General features: G+C 69.2%; 19 protein-coding genes. 9 read left to right on the top strand and 10 right to left on the bottom strand.

Going from position 1 to position 21,067, the window contains the following annotated elements:
• Positions 1-216: 216 nt before the first annotated feature.
• Positions 217-1,032, bottom strand: coding sequence for an NAD(P)H-binding protein (locus tag P1P75_RS26150; RefSeq protein ID WP_319259573.1), 816 nt, complete (start codon positions 1,030-1,032; stop codon positions 217-219).
• A gap of 212 nt (positions 1,033-1,244) precedes the next feature.
• On the opposite strand from P1P75_RS26150, the gene P1P75_RS26145 reads away from it, so the two are divergent.
• Both P1P75_RS26145 and P1P75_RS26140 read left to right on the top strand, forming a co-directional pair.
• Positions 1,245-2,243 (top strand): AraC family transcriptional regulator, encoded by a 999-nt coding sequence (locus P1P75_RS26145; protein ID WP_319259571.1) that lies wholly within the window; start codon positions 1,245-1,247, stop codon positions 2,241-2,243.
• A 10-nt stretch (positions 2,244-2,253) separates the two neighbouring features.
• Complete coding sequence (locus tag P1P75_RS26140) at positions 2,254-2,934, top strand: helix-turn-helix domain-containing protein (RefSeq protein ID WP_319259568.1); 681 nt, start codon at positions 2,254-2,256, stop codon at positions 2,932-2,934.
• A gap of 44 nt (positions 2,935-2,978) precedes the next feature.
• Here P1P75_RS26140 and P1P75_RS26135 read toward each other — a convergent pair whose 3' ends face one another.
• Together P1P75_RS26135 and P1P75_RS26130 are read right to left on the bottom strand one after the other, a co-directional pair.
• Positions 2,979-3,371 (bottom strand): VOC family protein, encoded by a 393-nt coding sequence (locus P1P75_RS26135; RefSeq protein ID WP_319259566.1) that lies wholly within the window; start codon positions 3,369-3,371, stop codon positions 2,979-2,981.
• A gap of 197 nt (positions 3,372-3,568) precedes the next feature.
• The gene (locus P1P75_RS26130) at positions 3,569-4,201 is read right to left on the bottom strand and encodes a VOC family protein (RefSeq protein ID WP_319259563.1); all 633 of its coding nucleotides are present in this window, start codon (positions 4,199-4,201) and stop codon (positions 3,569-3,571) included.
• A 72-nt stretch (positions 4,202-4,273) separates the two neighbouring features.
• Here P1P75_RS26130 and P1P75_RS26125 point away from each other — a divergent pair, with 72 nt between their 5' ends.
• The 4 genes from P1P75_RS26125 to P1P75_RS26110 all read left to right on the top strand — a co-directional run bounded on the left by P1P75_RS26125 (position 4,274) and on the right by P1P75_RS26110 (position 7,394).
• On the top strand, positions 4,274-4,879 hold the full coding sequence (locus P1P75_RS26125; RefSeq protein WP_319259560.1) for a hypothetical protein: 606 nt from the start codon (positions 4,274-4,276) through the stop codon (positions 4,877-4,879).
• Positions 4,880-5,035: 156 nt separating this feature from the next.
• Entirely contained in the window at positions 5,036-5,764 is a 729-nt protein-coding gene (locus P1P75_RS26120; RefSeq protein ID WP_319259557.1) for a ThuA domain-containing protein, read from the top strand.
• Between the two features lie 297 nt (positions 5,765-6,061).
• On the top strand, positions 6,062-6,925 hold the full coding sequence (locus tag P1P75_RS26115) for an isocitrate lyase/PEP mutase family protein (protein WP_319259554.1): 864 nt from the start codon (positions 6,062-6,064) through the stop codon (positions 6,923-6,925).
• Between the two features lie 310 nt (positions 6,926-7,235).
• Entirely contained in the window at positions 7,236-7,394 is a 159-nt protein-coding gene (locus tag P1P75_RS26110) for a hypothetical protein (RefSeq protein WP_319259551.1), read from the top strand.
• Between the two features lie 55 nt (positions 7,395-7,449).
• Here the strand turns inward: P1P75_RS26110 and P1P75_RS26105 are convergent, their stop codons facing one another.
• Together P1P75_RS26105 and P1P75_RS26100 are read right to left on the bottom strand one after the other, a co-directional pair.
• The gene (locus tag P1P75_RS26105; RefSeq protein ID WP_319259549.1) at positions 7,450-8,493 is read right to left on the bottom strand and encodes a LacI family DNA-binding transcriptional regulator; all 1,044 of its coding nucleotides are present in this window, start codon (positions 8,491-8,493) and stop codon (positions 7,450-7,452) included.
• A gap of 347 nt (positions 8,494-8,840) precedes the next feature.
• Positions 8,841-9,224 (bottom strand): helix-turn-helix domain-containing protein, encoded by a 384-nt coding sequence (locus P1P75_RS26100; RefSeq protein ID WP_319259546.1) that lies wholly within the window; start codon positions 9,222-9,224, stop codon positions 8,841-8,843.
• A 199-nt stretch (positions 9,225-9,423) separates the two neighbouring features.
• Here P1P75_RS26100 and P1P75_RS26095 point away from each other — a divergent pair, with 199 nt between their 5' ends.
• Positions 9,424-9,831 carry a RidA family protein gene (locus tag P1P75_RS26095; protein WP_319259543.1) on the top strand — a complete coding sequence of 136 codons (408 nt, stop codon included), beginning with the start codon at positions 9,424-9,426 and terminating at the stop codon, positions 9,829-9,831.
• A gap of 44 nt (positions 9,832-9,875) precedes the next feature.
• Here the strand turns inward: P1P75_RS26095 and P1P75_RS26090 are convergent, their stop codons facing one another.
• The 5 genes from P1P75_RS26090 to P1P75_RS26070 all read right to left on the bottom strand — a co-directional run bounded on the left by P1P75_RS26090 (position 9,876) and on the right by P1P75_RS26070 (position 15,716).
• On the bottom strand, positions 9,876-10,790 hold the full coding sequence (locus P1P75_RS26090; protein ID WP_319259540.1) for a carbohydrate ABC transporter permease: 915 nt from the start codon (positions 10,788-10,790) through the stop codon (positions 9,876-9,878).
• Entirely contained in the window at positions 10,787-11,674 is an 888-nt protein-coding gene (locus P1P75_RS26085) for a sugar ABC transporter permease (RefSeq protein ID WP_319259537.1), read from the bottom strand. Before P1P75_RS26085 ends, P1P75_RS26090 begins: the two co-directional genes overlap by 4 nt.
• A 10-nt stretch (positions 11,675-11,684) precedes the next feature.
• Complete coding sequence (locus P1P75_RS26080) at positions 11,685-13,016, bottom strand: extracellular solute-binding protein (RefSeq protein WP_319259534.1); 1,332 nt, start codon at positions 13,014-13,016, stop codon at positions 11,685-11,687.
• Positions 13,017-13,323: 307 nt separating this feature from the next.
• Positions 13,324-14,448 carry a LacI family DNA-binding transcriptional regulator gene (locus P1P75_RS26075; RefSeq protein WP_319259531.1) on the bottom strand — a complete coding sequence of 375 codons (1,125 nt, stop codon included), beginning with the start codon at positions 14,446-14,448 and terminating at the stop codon, positions 13,324-13,326.
• Between the two features lie 254 nt (positions 14,449-14,702).
• On the bottom strand, positions 14,703-15,716 hold the full coding sequence (locus tag P1P75_RS26070) for a hydroxyacid dehydrogenase (RefSeq protein ID WP_319259529.1): 1,014 nt from the start codon (positions 15,714-15,716) through the stop codon (positions 14,703-14,705).
• 674 nt (positions 15,717-16,390) lie between these two features.
• On the opposite strand from P1P75_RS26070, the gene P1P75_RS26065 reads away from it, so the two are divergent.
• Complete coding sequence (locus P1P75_RS26065; RefSeq protein ID WP_319259526.1) at positions 16,391-17,911, top strand: glycosyl hydrolase family 28 protein; 1,521 nt, start codon at positions 16,391-16,393, stop codon at positions 17,909-17,911.
• Positions 17,908-21,030, top strand: a complete 3,123-nt coding sequence (locus P1P75_RS26060; protein WP_319259523.1) for an alginate lyase family protein — start codon at positions 17,908-17,910, stop codon at positions 21,028-21,030. The genes P1P75_RS26065 and P1P75_RS26060 overlap by 4 nt, the downstream gene beginning before the upstream one ends.
• Positions 21,031-21,067: the final 37 nt, after the last annotated feature.

The raw sequence follows: 21,067 nt of genomic DNA, 5'->3' as shown, positions 1-21,067 counted from the left end.
AGGGGGAAGGGAACCGCTTTCGAGAGGTGAGCGGGCAGGGACGAGCGGGGCCCGGCCCCTGCGGCGAAGCGCCCGGAGGGGGCCTGAGTGTGAAGGGCCCGCCCCGTGGGCCGAACGCCGGGCGGAGAGCCTGGCGAGGCCGGTGGTGCCAGCGAGGTCGGCGGGCCGGCGAAGGCGGTGTTGGTGCCGTGGGGAGTCCCCTCCACGGGGGTGGTGTCACCCCCAGGTGCCCGCCGCCGCGGCCTCCTTCGCGAACTCGGCGAAGTCGCGCGGCTCCCGGCCCAGAACCTGCCGTACGCCGTCCGTCAGCTGCGCGTTGTGCCCGTCCAGCATCTCCTCGAACAGCTCGACCAGGAAGTCGGCCTCCTCACCCGGGACCCCGAACCCGACCAGGTGCTCCCGGTACTCCCGCGTCGGCACGGCCCGGTACGCCAGCTCCCGCCCGGCCGCCGCGGCGATCTCCGCCACCGCCTCGCCCCACGCCACCAGCCGCGGGCCGGTCACGTCGATCTCCCGCCGCACATACCGGTCCCCCGAGGTCAGCGCCGCCACCACCACGTCCGCGATGTCCCGTACGTCGATGAAGGGCTCCCGCACCTCCGCGGCGGCCGGGAACACCAGCCCGCCGCTCAGCCGCAGCTCCTCCACCAGCGGACCCTCGCTGAAGTTCTGTGAGAACCACGAGGCCTGCACGATCGTCCAGTCGGCGCCCGACTCCCGCAGCGCCTGCTCGGTCGGCCGCGCACGCTCCTCACCGCGTGCGGAGAGCAGCACCAACCGGCGCACGCCGAGTGCAACCGCTTCCCGTGCGATCTCCCCGACCGCCCGGGTCGCCTCCGGCGAGCCGACGTCGGTGGGAAACGCCAGGTAAGCCGCTTCCGCGCCACGCAGTGTCCCGGCCCACGTCGACCGGTCCCGCCAGTCGAAACCGGTTGCCCGCGAGGCCGGCCGCACCGTGAGCCCGGCCGCCCGCGCGGCCGACGCCACGCGTCCGCCCGTACGACCGGTCGCGCCGGTCACCACCACCGTCATGCCAGCCGCGTCCGAAGTGGCAGACGTGTCCCACGTGTTCGTCGCTGTGCCGGGGGTCGCGCTGGGGTTCGCGTTCTGGTTCGGGTCGGTCGCCGTGTCCTGTGCCGTGTCTTCGGCCGTGTTCTGTGTCATGCCTTCAGTCAACTGCCGCACGCCGCACGGGCCCATCGCTGAACGGCTCATTCCCATAAGCACGCGTCTACGCTGGCCGCATGGACGCTCACCCACGCTCGAACGGGCTCACACGGGGAGACCCCCTCGCGGGCCTGCTGGAGGGTCCGCGTGCGCGTGGCGCCCTCATGATCCGCGCGTGCTTCGACCCACCGTGGGCGGTACGGGTCGAGGACCGGGCCCCGCTGACGGTGATGCTCATGGTGCGCGGTGAGGGCTGGGTCGTCCCCGACGAGGGCGAGCGGGTCCGGCTCACCGCGGGCGACCTGGCCATCGCCCGCGGCCCCGGCCCCTACACCTGCGCCGACGACCCCGCCACGGCCCCGCAGGCGCTGATCCTCCCCGAGGGACAGTGCGCCTACCCCGACGGGAGGGCCCTCAACGGCTCCATGGATCTGGGCGTCCGCGCCTGGGGCGACCGTCTGGACGGCTCCACCCTGGTGCTGATCGGGACGTACATGATGGACGGCGAGATCAGCGGCCGGCTGCTGGACGCACTGCCGCCCCTGTTGTCCCTCACGTCCGACGAGTGGCCGTGCCCGCTCACCCCGCTCCTCATGGAGGAGATCGGCCGCGATGAACCCGGCCAGGAGGTGGTACTGGACCGGCTGCTGGACCTGCTGGTCATCGCCGCGCTGCGAGCCTGGTTCTCCCGGCCGGAGGCGGAGCCGCCCGCCTGGTACCGGGCCATGGCGGACCCCGTCGTGGGCCGGGTGCTGCGCCTCGTCCAGGACGACCCGGCCCACCCGTGGACGGTCGCGTCCCTCGCCGTGAAGGCGGGCGTCTCCCGGGCCGGCATGGCCCGTCGCTTCACCGAGCTGGTGGGCGAACCCCCGATGACCCACCTCACCGGCTGGCGCCTCGCCCTCGCCGCGGACCTCCTGCGCGACACCGACGAGACGATCGGCGCGATCGCCCGCCAGGTGGGTTACGGAAGCGCTTTCGCCCTGTCCAGCGCCTTCAAGCGGGTGTACGGGGTGAGCCCGCAGGAGCATCGGGGCCGGGCGGGCGCCGGTCTCCCGGTGGGGGACGGCGCGTAGCCTGGGCCTTGTGTACGAGGAACGGCCCTCCCGGCTCGCCGGTGCGGTGGTGTGGACCAACACCCCGACGGGCGGCGACCCACATCCGGTGCTGCCCGACGGCTGCATGGACCTGTTGTGGAACGAGGGCAGGCTCCTCGTGGCCGGCCCGGACACCCGGGCGTACCTTCCCGACGGTCCGGCCGCGGCCTGGGCGGGTCTGCGGCTCTACCCCGGCACCGCGCCCGCCCTCCTCGGCGTACCCGCCCATGAACTGCGCGATCGCCGCGTGGAGTTGACCGATCTGTGGCCCGTCGCGGAGGTACGGCGACTGCGTGCGGGGATCGAGGCCGCGACCCACCCGGCGACCGCGCTGGAGGAACTGGCGCTGCAGCGGACGACTGCGCCCGACGCCGGACTGCGCCGACTGGTAACCGCTCTCGCAACGGGCCGCCCGATCGCCGCGACCGCGGCGGAACTCGGCCTCGGAGCCCGCCAGCTGCACCGCCGCTCACTGCACGCCTTCGGCTACGGTCCCAAGACGCTGGCCCGCATCCTGCGCCTTCAACGCGCACTGGCCCTGGCCCGCCGAGGCCTGCCGTACGCGGACACCGCGGCCCGCGCCGGTTACGCCGACCAGGCCCATTTGGCCCGTGACGTACGCGAGTTGAGCGGTACGACGCTGACGGAGCTGTTGGGCCGGCGGGGCTAGCAGTCAGGGGTCCGGGAGAAGCCGGGCGGGGTAGGGAGCGGGGACTAGGCCAGGGGTGCGAACAGGTCGACTCCATGACCGTCCGGATCCTGCACGATGGCATACCGCTGACCCCAGAAGGCGTCCCACGGCTTCAGCTCGCCCATGTACCCGGCGCCCACCAGCTCCGCGTACACCCCGTCGACCTCGGCCGCGTCGTTACAGCGCAGCGCGAGGGAGTGCCGGCCGCCCCCGGACGGGCCCTGCCAGTCGGGATGGAAGGACCGGACGGTCTCCTCGGTGTCCAGCAGCAGCCGCAGCCCACCCGGCAGAGCGGCCTCGGCGTGCGGCTCGCGCTCGGCGCCCTCGGGGAACGCGAAGCCGAGCCGACGGTAGAACGTGACGGAGGCGGCCATGTCGGAGACGACCAGGCCGATGGCATCGAATCGTGGACTCATACGGCCACCGTAGCCAGGACCGCCCGAGGGGTCTTGAAAGAAACGGACACGCTGTTGTTCCAGGGGTTTTCCGTCAGGTTCTGTCGCCAGGTCGGTTCGTCCGGTGCTGTCGGTCAAGCGTTGTCCGTCAGGTGTTGCCCGTCAGGTGTTGCCCGTCCGGCGTTGTCCGTCCGGCGTTGTCCGTCCGGCGTTGTCCGTCAGGTGAAGACGACCGGGCCGTTCGGCGTGTCCAGCGTGTACGAGAAGCCCGCCGGGCCCTCTGAGACCGCGAGGTCGGTGCCCAGCGCGGTCAGCAGGGCGCGGACCTCGCCGGGGTCCGCAGCAGTGGCCGTCAGCTCCAGCATGGGCGTGACCGGCAGGCCCGACGCCGACGGGTGGGGCGTCCCGCCCCAGTCGATGAGGAAAGGGACCAGGCCGGACGGATGCGGGGTTCCCCCGTCCGTCAACCGCCACTCCAGCAGGGTGCCGTCCGGGCGCCGCCGGTTCATCCTCCGCACGTCCCCGGGGTCGTAGCCCCGCGCGCGGACGCTTGCGACCGCCGCGTCCAGGTCGGGCGGGCTGATCGCCCAGGTGATGGTCCTCGGTGAGTCGAGTCCGTGCGTCCCGAAGATCCGGGAACCCGTCGGCGCCGACTGCTCGGGATCCGGGCCGATGATCTCGAGATAGGCACGACCGCCCAGCCCTACAAGGTAGTTGCGGGTCCCGGATCCGACGTGCACGCCGCCCGGAGCCGGGGCCACTCCAGTACGCCGGGTGAACTCGGCGACCGTGGCCGCCAGATCGCGAGTCGCGAGGACGAGGTGGTCGAGCCCTGCCGGAATGGTGTTCATGCCGCGCGAGACTACGTGCCCGGCCCCGAAATCACTGTGACCTTTGGAGCACCCGTGCGGCAGGATGACGGCATGATCCGTACCGTACGTCTTCTCCCCGCGCTGCTGCTGGGACCCGTGCTGCTCACCGGCTGCGGCAGCGAGCGCGCCGACGAGGCGGACCCTGTTGAACTGGCCTCGCGGGCTGGCGCGTTGGGCATATCCCCGGAGCTGGTGTACGCCACCGACGCCCCCGGCCACACCCTCGCCCAGCAGTCCGTCGGTGTGTACGGCGACGAAGGCTTCTCCGCCACCTACGTCTCCCGGCAGAAGGGGACCCAGGTCCAACTCACCGTCGACCGAGGGACGATGACCGAGGCCACGTGCGAACAGCAACCCGGTGCCGAGTCCTCCGCGGCACCCGTCACCTGCGCTCGTGACGGGGACGCCTGGTACCGCAGTTCCGGGCAGTGGGCCGAGTACGCCGTCCCGAAGAAGGACTTCGTCATCCGCGTCGGCGGCACGAACGTCCCTCGTGACGTCCTGCGCGAGGCCGCCGACCACCTCCACCGTCCGTCCGCCGACGAACTCGACACCCTCCTGCCGTCCGCGCCGGCGGGCGGCGAGCCGGTCGAGCGCGGTGACCTGCCGCCGGCCGGCGACGGGGCCCCGGACAACGACGTAGACCAGGGTGGCTGAGGCAACCGCTCATGGAAAGGCGCTGGAACCGGTTGTGTACAGCACGGGTGGCGGCTGTGGCCGTTCGCCCGCCCTGCCTCCGGGCGAGTGCGCTCGAAACTGCCTCCACCACCGATTCCCCGGGACGTACAGCCACGCCCGCATAAAGTCGGTGGCATGACCGCACGTCTGCTCGTCTACACCCGCACCACCGACTACCGGCACGACTCCATCCCGGACGCGGTTACGGCCGTACGGGCACTGGGGAAGTACGCCGTCGACCACACCGAGGACCCGTCGGCCCTGGAAGCCGGGCTGGACGGATACGCGGCCGTGGTCTTCCTCTCGACGAGCGGTGAGGTGCTGACCCCGGCCGGGAGGGAACGGCTCGCCCGGTACGTCGACTCGGGCGGCGGTTTCGCAGGAGTGCACGCGGCGGCCTGCACCGAGTACGACTGGCCGTACTACGGCGAACTCCTCGGCGCCCGCTTCGCCCGCCACCCCGCCCTGCAGCCCGGCAAGGCACTCGTCGAGGACCGAGACCACCCGGCGACCCGCCACCTGCCGGCCGTCTGGGACTTCACCGACGAGTGGTACGACTTCCGCACCAACCCTCGTGACCAGGGCCAGGGCCAGGGCAAGAGCCAGGACCTGGACCAAGGTCCAGGCCGAGACCCAGGCCAGGACCGGGGACGAGACCGCGTCCGGGTGCTGGTCACCGCCGACGAGTCCTCCTACGACGGCGGACGGATGGGCCCGGACCACCCGCTCGTCTGGTGCCGCGAACAGGGCGCCGGGCGTGTCTTCTACACCGGCCTCGGCCACTCCTGCGAGGCCTACCGGGATCCCGAGTTCGTGGCACATCTGGGCGGCGGAATCGGGTGGGCGGCAGGGGTGGTCGTCTGAGGCGCTCGGTGAGGCCCGGACACGTTCGGTAAACGCCTTCGTACGCGTTGCATGGACGTCTTCGGTAAACGCTTCAGCAAACGCCTTCAGCGGAACGCCACCGAAAACGCGTTCAGCGAGCACGCTCAGCACTGCCTGCGGCAACTCGGCACAGTGCGTGCGGTAACCCGGCAAGTGACGTTTCTGCGGTGAACGGCTTGCGCCATCAGGGTGAGTGAGGCCCGCGTGGGCGAGCGCACGCACCCGGCCGCGGAGATCCTCATGTCCGGGTTATGCCACAGCAGGAGGAGCCGGACGTTGACTTACGGGACCAAGCTGCGCGAGCGGATCACCGCACCGGGCACGACGCCGCTGATCGGCGTGTACGACATGTACTCGGCGTCCATCACGGCCCAGCACTACGACGCGATGTTCGTCTCCGGCTTCGGCTTCGCGGCCTCCTACTACGGGCTGCCCGACATCGGTTTCATTGCCTGGCCGGACATGATGGCGTTCGTCCAGCGGCTGCGGGGCGCCTTCCCGGGACACCACCTGCTGGTCGACATCGACGACGGATACGTCGATCCCGAGGTCGCCTGTCATGTGGTGGAGGGCCTGGAGCGGATTGGGGCGTCCGGTGTGATCCTCGAGGACCAGAAGCGGCCCCGCCGCTGTGGGCACGCCGACGGCAAGCAGGTGCTGCCGCTCGCCGACTACCTCACCAAGCTGGACATGGTCCTCGCCACCCGCCGCGACATGGTCGTCGTGGCGCGCACGGACGCCACCGACGAGGCCGACATCCTGCACCGGGCCGAGGCCCTCGCCGCCACCGACGCGGACGTCGTCCTGGTCGACGGGGTACGCAGCGTGGACTGGATCCGCCGCATCCGGGGCGTCGTCGGCGACAAGCCGTTGCTGTTCAACCAGATCGCCGGCGGCAAGTCCCCGAGCCTGTCCCTCGCCGAACTCACCGACCTGGGCGTCGACATCGCGATCTACAGCACACCGTGTCTGTTCGCCGCCCACCGGGCCGTGCACTCTGCGTTGACCGACCTGAAACGTGCGGACGGCCGTCTGCCCGAGGCGGACGCCACCGGCGGCGTCGGCGTGAGGACAGCCACCCGGCTGCTGGAGGGCAACCTCGCGCGGCTGCGATCCGTGCCGGAGAGCGCCCGGGGGTGAACCGAGGGCTCGTCCGCGGCTTCCTGACCGGCATGACCCTGCTCCGTACCCTGGCCGTCGGCCTGCTCGGGAGGCGTTGGCCCCCTCTTCCTCGACCCCCGAGGGGACGGGACCGACCATCTGTGTCTGTCCGTGCAGACGGGTCTGGTCGCCGGACAACTCCTCACCGTCCCGGCGTCCTTGCTCGCCGCAACCGTATGGACGCGGTTTTCGGAAAACGGCGAGTGCCCGTACCACGCGGCGGCCCCGTCCCTACGGCGTCCCTCTGGGCGTCGTTCTGCCGACCGCCGCCTTCCTCGTGCTGGCCGAGGTGCGCGGGGCACTGGACCGGCCGGGCACCGAGCCGACTCCCGGCGGTGTGGGCGACCCGGACGGCGAGACAGGACTCGCGCTGCCGGCCGGACTCTCCGCCTGCCTGATGATCCTCGTCGGCCTGACGCTGCTGGCGCACGCCGTGCATGTGAGGTGAGGCCGACGGGTCGCGGCCCAGGCGGATCGAGGGTGAACCTTGGGCGCTGTGCGCGTCAACGCCCCGGCGGCGCGGTGCTCGCGCGCTCCACCAACCGCGTGGACAGCTCTGTGCGCGTTCCCTCCGGGCGTTCCCCGTCCATCATGCGTACCAGCAGACGGAGTGCCGTCGCCGCCATCTCGGCCAGCGGTTGGCGGACGGTCGTCAGGGCGGGAGTGCTCCAGCGGGACTCGGGCAGATCGTCGAATCCGACGACGCTGATGTCGTCGGGAACCCTCAACCCCCGTTCCGCCAAGGCCTCGTAGACGCCCAGCGCCATACGGTCGGAGCACACGAACACGGCCGTCGGTGGCTCGGGCAGGTCGAGGAGTTCGCGCATGCGGTGACGGGCCACGGACTCGTCGAAGCCGCCGTGACGGATGTACTCCGGGCGGTGACCGACACCGGCCGAGGCCAGGGCGGAACGGTAACCGGCCACGCGAGCGGTGCTGCACATCCTGCGGCGCGTTCCGGCGATCACCGCGATCCGTTCGTGGCCGAGGGTCAGCAGATGCTCGGTCGCCGTCACCCCGCCCTGCCAGTTCGCCGCGCCCACCGACACGACGCCCGGCGGCGGTTCCACCACCGGGTCGATCATCACGTACGGGATCCGGTGCTGCTGCAGCCACAGGTAGTGGGTCTCCGTCAGCTCGGCCAGGTTGAACAGCACGCCGGCCGAGCCGCGGGCGGTGAGTTTGTCCAGCCATTCACGCTGCGGACGGCCCGCGCGGGTACGGGACAGGGCGGCCGACACGACCACGTCCAGGCCCGCGTCGTGCGCTGCCTCCTCCACGCCGTGCAGTACCGCGCCCGTCCGGGAACTCGCCAGGGAGTGCACGACGAGATCGACCAGCCGGGGCGGCTTTGCCGGGTCGAAGCGGGGTCTGCGCACGTAACCGAGCCGGTCCAGCGCCTCGGTGACACGGCGTCGGGTCTCGGGAGCCACATCCTCGCGTCCGTTGACCACCTTAGAGGCGGTGGGCACGGACACGCCCGCCTCACGGGCCACGACCGCAAGGGTCGGCCCGGCCGCCATGCTCGCACTGCCCGTGCGGACCATCGGGAACCACCTCTCCGGCCCGCCCGAGGGCCAGCGAAAGTTCGACCACCGCCCTTTCGGAGCCGATCCGACCCGACGGCTCGCAGAAAGCGCTTGCTATCCTAAGGGGCACCTCGGCTCGGCGTGAAGACGTAGGAAACGGTTGCGCGTGCGAGGACGGCAGTGCGCGCTCCGGTGCGTGGTCATGGGGCTGCCGCTGGGAGGATCACCGCGGCCCGGCTGTTGGACGACTCGGGCGACTGGGGGTGAGGCGGCAGGGCGGGGTGACGCCGGTTGGGTCTGTGCGAGGCTCGGAGTCGGGGCCGCGGCCGCTGCCGTGTCGGAAATCGCTTTCGCCATCTTTGCCGTCAGGTCGCCTCGAAGCGCCGGCGTGAGTCCTCGATATGACCGAGGTGCTGGTGCGTCCAGTTGCACAGTCCGTCGATCGTGACCCGCAGCGCGTGACCCGGGTCGGTCAGGGTGTACTCGACCCGTGGTGGCACCGTGGGATAGACGGTTCGCTCGACGAGGCCGTTGCGCTCGAGCATGCGCAGGTTCTGGGTGAGCATCTTGTGGCTGATGCCCTCGATCCCGTCGCGCAGCTCGCTGAAACGCAGTGTCCGATCCCCGAGCACCTCGGTGATCAGGAGCGCCCACTTGTTGGCGATGTCCGAGAAGATCTCCCGCGCGAGGGAGTCCGCGCGCGTCAGGTCCGCGTCCTCGGGTGATCCCTTGAACTGCTTGGTCACCATCTGGTTCCCCAGTCACCGAAAAGTGCGTTCTTCCATGTCGGCCAACACTCTCCTACGGTTCCTGAGTAACCACAAGTGACCACGGCGAGCCCGTGCGGGGCGCGTGGAAAGCCCGTACGAACCGCCTACCGGACCCGAACCCTCTGCGGGCACGCCTCCCCACGAATGCTCACAACCGCTCAGGAAAGAGACGGACAGTATGGCCATCACCTTGCTGAACCCCAGTGGTCTCCCGGAGATCGACGCATACCGGCAGGTGTCGATCGCGACCGGCTCGAAGCAGGTCTTCGTCGCCGGGCAGGTCGCCTGGGACGCCGACGGGATCACCGTCGGCGAAGGCGACCTCGCCACCCAGGTCGAACGGTGCTACCTCAACATCGCCACCGCCCTCGCCGGTGCCGGCGCCTCCTTCGACGACGTTGCGAAACTGACCGTCTACGTCGTCGACTGGACCCCCGACAAGATGCCCCTGTTCGTCGAGGGCGCCGCGCGGGCGTTCGCCGAGCTGGGCATCACACCGGTGCCGCCGGGCACCCTGCTCGGCGTCGCCGCACTGGACGTACCCGAGCACCTGGTCGAGATGGAGGCCGTGGCGGTCATCGAGTGAACAGCCTTTGAGCAGAGCCGTTGTCGCAGGCCGGCGAGCTGACCTCACTTGAGTGCGCCCAGTGTCACGCCGGTACGCCAGTAGCGGCGCATCGCCACCATCATGATCGCCATGGGGACTATGGACAGCAGAGCGCCGGTCAGGACGAGGCTCGTCAGATCGACGCCGGACTCCAGTCGCTTGCCGCTCCAGTTGTACAGGCCGATGTTGAGCGTCCAGTTCTTCTCGCCGCGCAGTACCGTCAGCGGCAGGAAGAACGAGTTCCAGGTGTTGACGAAGGCCAGCAGGAAGACGGTGGCGCCCCCCGTCGTCATCATCCGCAGCACGATACTGACGAAGATCCGTAGTTCGCCGGCGCCGTCCAGGCGGGCCGCCTCCAGGAGCTCGAAGGGGACCGTCGCCTCCGTGTAGACCTTGGCCAGGTACACGCTGAACGGATTGATCAGGCAGGGGATCAGCATCGCCCAGGGCGTGTCGACCAGGCCGATCTCCGAGAACAGCAGATACAGGGGGAGCGTCAGCAGGGCGATCGGGATCAGGAACGAGCCGACCACACACGCGAAAACGATGCCACGGCCAGGAAACTCGAACCGCGCCAGGCCATAGCCCGTGGCAAGCGCGATCAGCGTGCCGCCGAGCGAGCCGATCCCCGCGTACAGCAGGGAGTTGGCCGTCCAGCGCAGGAAGATGCCGTCCTCGTAGGTGAACAGCTGGTGCAGGTTGTCCCACAGGTGCCAGCCGGAGAACCACAGGCCGTTGCTCTGGTAGAGCCCGGTGCGGTCCTTGGTGGCGGCCACGATGAGCCACCACACCGGAAACAGGCTGTAAGCGCTTGCCAGAGTCAGTCCGAAAAGGAGGAACCTGTGGCCACCTCGGGAACGTGAGCCGGGGTCCGGGTGCGTGCGGCGGCGGACCGCCCGGGTGGAGGGGCCCTTGGTGCGGGCCTCGGTGATCGTCATCGGTCCGCCTCCTTCGAGGTCAACCGGTAGAAGAGGAAGGAAGCGATGCCGAGGATCAGTGCCAGGAGTACCGACAGGGCTGCCGCGTAGTGGTAGTTGCCGGCGTTGAACGCCTGGTTGTAGATGATCATGATGGGGGTGAAGCTGTCGTCCACCGTCTGCGGAGTGACGTTCCGGAACAGCGCGGGCTCGTTGAAGATCTGCAGCATCTGAATGATGGAGAGCAGCGCTGTGAGGACCAATGCCCCTCGCACATAAGGGACTTTGACGCTCCGCGCGATCCGCGTCTCCGAGGCGCCGTCCAGCCGCGCGGCCTCGAACAGTTCACGCGGTACGGCCTGGAGCGCCGCGTAGATGATCACCATGTTGTAGCCGATGCCGTGCCAGGTGAGCAGGTTGCCGATCGAGGGCCACACCATCGACGGCGAGAAGAAGTTCCACTCGGACCCGAGCGCCCGCCCGACGGACGTGAGCGGGCCGACGTCCGGGCTGTAGAGGTTGATCCACACGATGGCCGCGACCACACCGGGGATCATGTACGGCACCAACAGCACGATCCGGAACCGGCCGGCCACCCGCGAGGTCAGCGCGTCCAGGAGCAGCGCCAGCACCAGGCTGACGAACAGCATCACCGGAATCTGTACGCAGGCGAACAGCACCACTCGCAGGACAGAGCCGAGGAAGTCCGTATCGGTCAGTCCCTGACGGTAATTGGCGAGGCCCGAGAACTCCTCCGTCGCACCGCCGAGGCCGAGTCCGGACTGCTGTGCACGGAAGAGCGACTGGTACACGGCGTAGCCGATCGGGACCAGGTAGAGGAAGACGAAGCCGAGTTGGAAGGGAACCGTGAACGCGGCCCCCTTCCAGCGCTGGGAGCGGATCATCTGCGCTTCCTCAGCCCTTGGCGTCGATGCCGCGGGACTTCAGGTCGTCCACGGTCCACTTCTGCATGTGCGCCAGCAGCTCGGTGACCTTCTGTTCCTTGCTGACGACCTTGGCCCAGCCGGACTGCAGTTCCGTGAACATTGCGGTCCAGTTCGGGCCGAACGTCCAGTCGGTGGTGACGGTTCCCAGGCTGTCCCTCACCACCTGCTGGGCGGGCTGGTAATCGCTGCCGAGCAGTTTCTCGGGGATCGACTCGGCGACGTAGGCATCACTGTCGGCCAGGGCCGGCATCACACCGTTACCGGTTTCCGGGCTTGCCATCGTCTTCACCGCGGCCGGGTCGGTGGACATCCACAGCGCGGCCTCGGCCGCCTGCTTGGGGTGCGCGCACTGCTTGCTCACCAGTGTCACGCTGCCCGTCAGATTGGTGCCGGCCGGGGTCTTGGGCGCTTCACCGGTGAAGGCCGGCCAGGGGGAGAGCGCCCACTTGCCGTAGGACTTGGTGAAGTTCTGTACCATGCCGGCCATCTGCCAGGTGGAGATCTGCCGGGTGACGGTACCGCCCTCGTCGTAGTTGCGCTGCACTGCCGCGTAGTCGGCGAAGGAGAGCGTGGAGTTGAGGTCGGTGTCGATGATGTCCTGGATCACCTTCGCGGCCTTGAGGGTGCCCGCGTCCTGGAAATCCACCTTCCAGGCGTTGCCGTCGATGCTGTACCAGTGGGCGCCGGCCTGCATGGCGAGCACTTCCAGGGTGCTCGGGTCCTCCCCCGCGAAGTTGGTGATCTTGACACCGTGTTTGTTGAGTTCCTTGCCGACGGCGATGAAGTCGTCCCAGGTTGCGGGAGCTTCGAGGCCGTACTTCTCGAAGACGTCGCTGCGGTAGATCGTGAAGTTGGGTGAGGAACTGGTGGGAACGCCGTACACCCTGCCCTGTACCTGGCTACCCGCCCACGAGCCCGGGTTGAACTTGTCCTTGCTCGGCCCGACGTACTGCGTGATGTCGGCGAGCGCTCCCTGCGAGACCCAACTGGTCACGTACTCGGCAGTGTTCTGGATCAAGCAGGGCGCGTCTTTGGCCTTGACCGCGTTGGTGAGCTGCTTCTGCATCGTCAACTGGTCGGTGACCTTGGTGTACTTGAGCTGTATGTCCTGGTGAGAGGCGTTGAACGCCTCGACGACCGCGTCCTGGCCGTTGGCCCAGCCCCAGAAGGGCAGCGTGACCGGGCCGGACGCCGAGGGGTCCCCGTCGCCCGACCCGCCGCAGGCGGAGAGCAGCCCTGTCAGGGCGATGCCTGCCACGGCGGCGCGGGTGAACCTTGTCCGGGAGCTGGTGGAGTTCATCTGACCGTGATCCTTCGGAGAGTAGGCGTCTCGGAACGAGAGAACGGCGGCTCGGTACCGACCGGGAACGGTGGCTGTGCGGCCTCGCCGACCTGCACGGCTCGTTGGCGAGAGCGGTTCGCGGGCGACAGGGAGGCGGGCCAGGCGTGGACGCGTTGAGCAACCGGTTGTCGCTGGCGCTTTGCGGAAGGTGTAGTAACCGGTTGCTGTGGACGTTAGGCCGAGAACTCCGGCCTAATCAAGGGGCGTGCAGGGAAAAGTTGCAGCGGCGGGTATCGCAACGGGGAAACCGGTTTCGACACTTAGGTCACCGGCGTCGGCGAGTGCTCACCGAAGCGGTCTTCGGCGGGCGCACCGAGTTCCGCACGACGACATGGGTGCCCAGTACCAGGTGCTCGCTGTCCCCGGTGCCTGCCTTGCGCCGAACGCCGGCGGCGGCCCCCGCGCGCCGCCGCTCCGCCACCGCACGCAGGGCGACCCTCCCCATCTCCTCGTACGGCACGTGCACGGTGGTCAGTTGAGGAGTGAGCTGAGTGGCCAGCGGAATGTCGTCGTAGCCGACGACCGACACGTCGTCCGGAACCCGCAGGCCCGCCACTCGCAGCGCTTGGAAGGCCCCCGCGGCGACGATGTCGGTGCCCGCGAGGACGGCCGTGAAGTCCGGTGTGTCGTGCAGCGCCGCCTCGACGGCCGCGTACCCGTGCTCATCGTCGTACGGACCGTGCCGCACCAGACCCGGGTCGAACGGCACTCCGTACGCCTCGAAGGCCCGGCGTGCGCCCCGCAACCTGCCCTGAGCGGTGGTGAGTTCGGCAGGACCTGGAAGGACGAGCACCCGCCGGTGGCCCGCCGAGAGCAGGTGGCTGGCCATGGCGTACGCGCCGGACTCGTTGTCGTAATCGACCGTCGTGGCCGGCACATCGCCCTCCAGGGGCGGCCGGCCGACCAGGACGAGGTGGGAACCCGCCGCATCGAGGGAACGCGCGAAGCGGGCCATGCGGAGCTGGTACTCGTCGAAGTCGTAGGCCCCGCCGAGCAGGACCACCGCGGCGACCCCCTGCTGGCGCATGAGGTTGACCAGCGTGAGTTCGCGTTCGGGATCGTTCCCCGTGGTGCCGACGAGTGACAGCCAACCGCGCAGGGTCGCTGCGCCCTCGACGCCCTTGGCAACATGTGCGAAAGCGGCACCCGTGATGTTGTTCATCAGTATCGCGACCGTAGGCGTGCCGCCCCCGGCCAGGGAACGGGCATGCGCGTTGGTGACGTAGTCCAGGTCGCGGACCACCTTCATCACGCGGCGGCGCAACTCGTCCGAGACCGGATAGTTGCCCGACAGTACCCGCGAGACACTCGCCACGGAGACGCCCGCGCGCTCCGCCACATCCCTTATGGTCGCCCGGCCGGTTTCGCCGGCCGTCTTGCGCTGAGTCACCGTGATGGCTCCTTTGCCTCATGTCCCGCTCAGGGGTCGTACCGGTGCTCTGCCCGCACCGGTGCGGGAACCGTATCCCGTCGTTCTCCTCCGGCGGGGGGCCTGTGGATAACCCTCGAAAGCGGATGGGTGAAGGAGGTGGCAGGGGGCCTGGACCCTGCCTCCCGGCCGCCGTCGGCTTGCGCTGGTCACGGAAGGAAATACCAGGTCAACCGTGCAGCGCGGGTGTTCCACAGGGGTCCGTTCGACCGGGGTCAGGCGACCTGCGTCAGGTCCGCGTGACGTACCTCGTGGGCAAGGGGAAGTCCGGCGGCCAGCCGTTCCAGCTCTCCGACGACGATGCGGCCGAGGCGCTCCAGTTCATTGCCGAGGGAACCCGCGATGTGGGGGGTGAGGAACACGTTGGGGAGCCGGTAGAGCGGGGAGTCGGCGGGTAGCGGCTCGGGTTCGGTGACGTCGAGGACCGCGTGCAGCCGTCCGGAGACCAGTTCGTCGGTGAGGGCGGCGTGGTCGATCAGCGCGCCGCGCGAGGTGTTGATCAGTACGCCGCCGTCGCGGACCAGGGCGAGCCGGTTGCGGTCGAGCATGTGACGGGTTTCCGGGATGTCGGGCGCATGCAGGCTGACGATGTCGCTGTGTCTCAACAGGTCTTCCAACGGAAGCAGCCGGGCTCCCAGTTCAGCTGCGTCAGCGGAGTCGATGTACGGGTCGTGCAGGAGGACCTCGAACTCGTGGGGCCGCATCAGCTCGAGCAGCCGGCGGCCCACGCGTGAGGCACCGATGACGCCCACCCGGCGGCCGACGTTGCCGATGGGTGCCGTTTCGTCGGTCGAGGGACGCGTGTGGGTGCGGCGGAAACGTTCCCGGTGGGTGAACGCGTCCTTCCCGGCGAGCAGGATCACGGCGAGGGTGTACTCGGCGACCGGGACGGCGTTGCCCACCACGGCGCTGGAAACGGTGATCCCGTGTTTCCACAAGGGCTCTCCCACCAGGGAGCGGATGGAGCCGGCGGCGTGCAGCACCGAGCGCAGCCGGGGAGCCGCCACCAGCGTCTGCGCACCGAGGCGGGGGCAGCCCCAGCCGGTGATCAGGACTTCGGCGTCCTCCAGGGCGGCCGCGGCGGCTGGATCGGCGAAGTCCCGTACGACGAAAGCGGAATCGATGTCGGCCGCCCGCCGCAGCCTGGTCAGGAGTGGAGCGGGGAACAGCAGGGGGAGGTGCACCGGATCCATGGCGAACACGGCCCTGGGCAGCTGGGCGCTGGGCATGACTCTCCTGAGGTGCGGTGGGAAACGTTTTCTGAAACCGCCTTCTACGGTAGGCGGGGCTGTGAGACGGGGTCAATCGGTCGGACACGCCGTCCTGGACGCTGCCCTTGGCTGGCTGAGTGTGAATCAAATGGGCTTCTGAGCAAGGGATTTGGCTCCAATAGAAGCGTTCGACGAAACCGGTCGGTGGCGCGGGCACAGGCTGTTTCCATCGCGACGAGTGGTGACTGCGGTCGTAAGTCGTCACAACCGGTTGCTGAGCCGACGCTCGGGCCGAGCTGGTGCTGACAAGGCACGAGCGCGCTAAGGGGTTCGTGGAGGGTTTCCTGCTCGTCGCCATCCGTGCAGGTAGGCGGGTTCTGTCGGGACTCGAGGCAGGCGTTGGACGTCTGCAGCGCACTGCCTTGCCCCACTCGCAGAGTTTTCGAAAGTCTGCGCGGCCTCTTGACGAGCCAGGAGGAGCGGAACAAGCTCTGCCCACTCGGCCGTAGCAACCGGTTGCTACGTGTTACCGCGACCTACCGCGACCTACTGCGACCACCGCCCCCACCGCGAACTCCGCGTTCCCGACGTCCGCACCGTCGCACCACGCGGGTCCGGCGGCACAGCCATGTCGCCAAGTCGTCGATGCTCCGGCACCAGCGCACCTTCCCTACGCCCGCAAGGAGAACCGCATGAACACGCCCCTGTCCCGCCGTACCGCTCTTCAGGCGGCGGGCGCCACCGTGCTCGCTGCCGGACTGTCCGGCACGACAGCCGCGGCGGCCCGGGCCGGCGAGGCGAACCCCGCTCTCAAGCTCGTCACTTATCCCCGGCCGGACGCCATGGCGACCAACACGAGCTTCAAGGTGCGGGCGCGCACCGTCCCCGACGGCGAGTGGCAGACCCTCGACATCTGGCGGCCGCAACTGGAGGAGATCAACCCCGAAACAGGTTCCGGGAAGGTCTACAACACCTCGATGGTCTGCTTCGACTTCCGGGGTTCGGCCGAGTTGGAGGTCACCTACCTCCAGGGCGGCACCGCCAAGGCGCGCGTGCGACCGGACGCGCTGGGTATCACTCCCGAACTCCTCGGTGACACCCTGCGGTTCACGCTCGACGATCCGCGCGACATCGTCGTACAGATCAACGACGAGACCTTCGACTGTCTGCACGTCCTCACCAACCGTGTCGACCCGAACCCGCCCGTCGCAGGCGACCCCGACGTGATCTACTTCGGGCCCGGCGTGCATACCGTGCCCGGCAACGTCCTGTCCGTGCCGAGCGGCACGACCGTGTACCTCGCGGGCGGCGCTGTCCTGAAGGCCCAGGTGCTCTTCAAGGACGTGGAGAAGGCCGCCCTCGCCGGCCACGGGATGCTCCATGCGGGACCCGGCGGCGTCCTGTGCGAGGGCAGCAGGAACATCCGCGTCGAGGACGTCGTCATCATGAACCCCAACGGCTACGCCGGCACCTTCGGAGAATGCGAGAACGTCCACGTCAGGAAGGTGCGCTCGTTCAGCTCGAAAGGCAATGGAGACGGTTTCGACGTCTTCTCCTCGACCGCAGTCGTCTTCGACGGCTGCTTCATGCGCAACTCCGACGACTGCTTCGCCATCTACGGCCACCGCTGGGAGTACTACGGCGACACCCGCGACATCACCATCCAGAACTGCACCCTGTGGGCCGACGTCGCCCACCCCGTCAACGTCGGGACCCACGGAAACACCGATGCCCCCGAGATGATCGAGAACCTGGTGATCAGGAACGTGGACATCCTCGACCACCGCGAGCCACAGATGGGCTATCAGGGCTGCATCGCCCTCAACACCGGGGACTCCAACCTCATCAAGAACGTGCGTATCGAGGACGTGCGTATCGAGGACTTCCGCTGGGGCCAGGTCATCCACATGCGAGTCATGTACAACACGAAGTACAACACCTCGGTCGGCCGCGGCATCGAAGACGTCTACGTCAAGAACCTTTCCTACACCGGCAGCCATGCCAACCCGTCGATGTTCCTCGGCTACGATGCCGACCACGCCATCAAGGACGTCACCTTCGAGAACCTGGTGCTCAACGGCAAGGTCATCGCCGACTCGATGCGGAAACCGGGCTGGTACCACACGACCGACGCCATGCAGTGGTTCTCCAACGAACACGTCGTCAACCTGAAGTTCCTGACGACGGCCGAGGCGGAAGCGGCGGCCCAGTGAGTCCGATCGGCCGTCGCGGCCTGCTGAAGTCCTCGACCGCACTGCTGCTGGCCGCGGGCGCCGGCACGTCGGTTCCTTCCCCGGCGCAGGCGGCCGCCGGGGGGACGGCCGGCACCTTCACCTTCACTCATCCAGGCCTGCTGCACAGCGCCACCGACCTGGCTCGTATGAAGTCCGCTGTCGACGGCGGGCAGTCGTCCGTATACGACGGGTACCTGGCGCTGGCCGCACACGGCAGATCGCAGACTGCATACAACCAGCAGAACACCGGCCAGATCACCTCCTGGGGCCGCGGACCCTCCAATTTCATGGGCCCGGCGGTCGCCGACTCGGCCGCGGCCTACCAGAACGCCCTCCTGTGGGCCGTCACAGGAAACCGCGCCCACGCAGACAAGGCCCGGGACATCCTCGACACATGGTCGGCCTCCCTCACGGTCGTCACCGGTGCGGACGGCCCGCTCGGCGCGGGACTTCAGGCCTTCAAGTTCCTCAACGCGGCCGAATTGCTGCGCCATACCGGTTACGACGGCTGGCCGGACGCCGACATCACGCGCTGTGAGCGGTCCTTCCTGGACGTCTGGTATCCGGCCGTCTCCGGCTACATGCCCTACGCCAACGGCAACTGGGACCTGACGGCACTGCAGACCATTCTTGCCGTCGGGGTCTTCTGCGAGGAGCGCACCCTCTTCGAGGACGCCCTGCGCTTCGCGGCCACCGGCGCCGGCAACGGCAGCGTCGTCCACCGGATCGTCACCGCCGCCGGCCAGGGCCAGGAGAGCGGCCGGGACCAGGGCCACGAACAACTCGCCGTAGGTCTCCTGGGGGATGTCGCCCAGGTCGCCTGGAACCAGGGCGTCGACCTGTGGGGCTTCGACGGCCACCGTATCCTGGCCAACGCCGAGTACGCCGCCCGTTACAACCTCGGTGGCGCGGTCCCTTTCACCCCCGATCTCGACCGCACTGGCAAGTACATCAGGACAACCGTTTCCGACAAGGTTCGCGGCACCCTGCCCCCGATCTACGAGATGTACTACGCCCACTACGCCGGCGTCCGCGGTCTCGACGCCCCGAACACCGAAGCCGCCGTCTTCCGCGGCACCGGGGCGTCGAGGGTCGTCGAGGGTGCCAACGACGACCTGCCCGGCTGGGGGACGTTCGCGTACGCCGGTGCGGCCGCGACCGAGCCCGATATGCCCGTGCCTCCGGCGGGCGTCACGGCGGTGGGGGAGGAGAAAGCGATTACCGTGTCGTGGCTGCCGTCGGCCGGGGCAACCGGTTACACGGTGCTGCGGGCCGAGCGCATCGACGGCCCCTACGAAGCCGTATCCGAAAGCCTCGGGAAGCCGGCGTACGCGGATACCGGTGTCCGCGCCGGACGCACGTACCACTACACGGTTTCCGGATCCGGTGTTCGGGGGGAGGGCGGGCGTTCCACGGTCGTGACGGCGAGCGCCGGTCTTCCCGCGCCATGGACGACGGCCGACATCGGTGCCATGAAGATCCCCGGCTCCGCCCGCTTCGACGGGGAACGGTTCGTGCTGGAAGCCTCGGGCACCGCCGAGACCTACCGCTCGGCCCACCTTCCCCTGCACGGCGACGGCACGGTCACCGCCCGGGTGGTGTGGCCGCTCAGCTCCCAGTACTCCAAGATCGGCGTGACCGTACGCGCCTCCCTGGAAGCGGACGCACCCCACGCGTCGATGCTGATCCAAGGGCTGCCGCTGCACACCTGGAGCGGGGTGTGGACCGTACGCCCGCGAGCCGGTGCGCCTGTCAGGGGGACGGGCAGCACTGCCGTTCCGCCCTCCCAGCAGGAGGCGATCACCACCAGGGCGGCCTTCCCGATCTCCGACCTCGGCGAGCTCCCCGAATCCGCGACCCCGCTCGCCGCTCCCCACGTCGAGGGCGCCGGTGACGGATACCGGTTGCGGATGCCGTACTGGGTGCGGGTGACGCGTGAGGGACGGCGCTGTACAGGGGCCATTTCCACGGACGGTATGCGGTGGACGGTCGTCGGTACGACCGAGGTCGACAGTATGCCGAAGACCGTATACGCCGGCCTGCTCCTCACCTCCTCCCTCGGCGTCGACGAGGCCTACGCCGACACCGGCACCGGTGCCTTCGACAACGTCAGCGTGACGTCCCCCGACGGAGACCTCTGGCGTACACCCCGCCCGACCCGCACCGCCTCCGACCTCAGAGCGACGGCCGGATCGGCAGGTGTCCTGCTGGCCTGGACCGACCCCGATCTCGCCGCCCGCTACACCGTGCTGCGCGCGCCACGCCCCCACGGCCCCTACCGCGCCCTCGCCACGGACGTCGCAGCGGTCGGCTTCGGCGCCCGCGTCCGGTACACCGACGCGAGCGGGACGCCTGGAGCGACATACCACTACGCCGTCGCCAAGGCCAACTGCGCTGGGAGCGGCCCCCGTTCGGCGGCCGTGAGCGCGCTCATGCCGGAGGCCACCGTCACATCCGCGCGGCTGTCATCCGTCGTGAGCGCCCCGCTGCCCGCCCCCTGGGATCACGGAGACCTCGGTGACGTCGTCCTCGACCGGAGCGCGTACGGCACGCTCGGTGTCGCGGCCGTCCTCACTCCGGGTGAGGCAAGCCATGACAGCGACGGCATCCTCACGGTGCGGGGCGCAGGGAGCGACCTCAACATCAACTCCCAGGGGATGACAGGCCATTTCGTGCGGCAAACGGTTACCGGCGATTGTGAGGTCACCGCCCGGCTGCTCTCCCGGGAGGGAGCGACCGCCGACCGCGTCGGCCTGCTGATGGCCAAGTCGTTCTCGCCCTTCGACCAGGCAGCGGGCTTGATCGTCACCGGCGGCAGCACGGCACAGCTCATGCTGCGCCCGACCGTGGCAGGCGCCTCCGCGTTCACCGGCACGACCACCGTCCGGCTACCTCTCCTGCTCCGGCTCAAGCGCGTCGGAACCGCCTTCTCCGCGGCTGTCTCCACCGACGACGGCGCCACCTGGACCCCGCTCGCCCAGGGGCAGGTTCCCGACTTCGGCAATGCCCCCTTTTACGTGGGTCCGGTCGTCTGCTCCCGCAGTCAACCGGCCCTCTGCACAGCCAGGTTCAGCGAGGTGATGGCCACCTCGCGCTAGCTCGGATCCCCCCACGGATCCCCCCCCACGACGGGAG

It is taken from the genome of Streptomyces sp. ID05-39B (genome assembly GCF_033794725.1).
GTDB lineage: Bacteria > Actinomycetota > Actinomycetes > Streptomycetales > Streptomycetaceae > Streptomyces > Streptomyces bobili.
The sequence above is the reverse complement of the archived record's forward strand: the minus strand, read 5'-3'. Positions and strand labels throughout refer to the sequence as shown.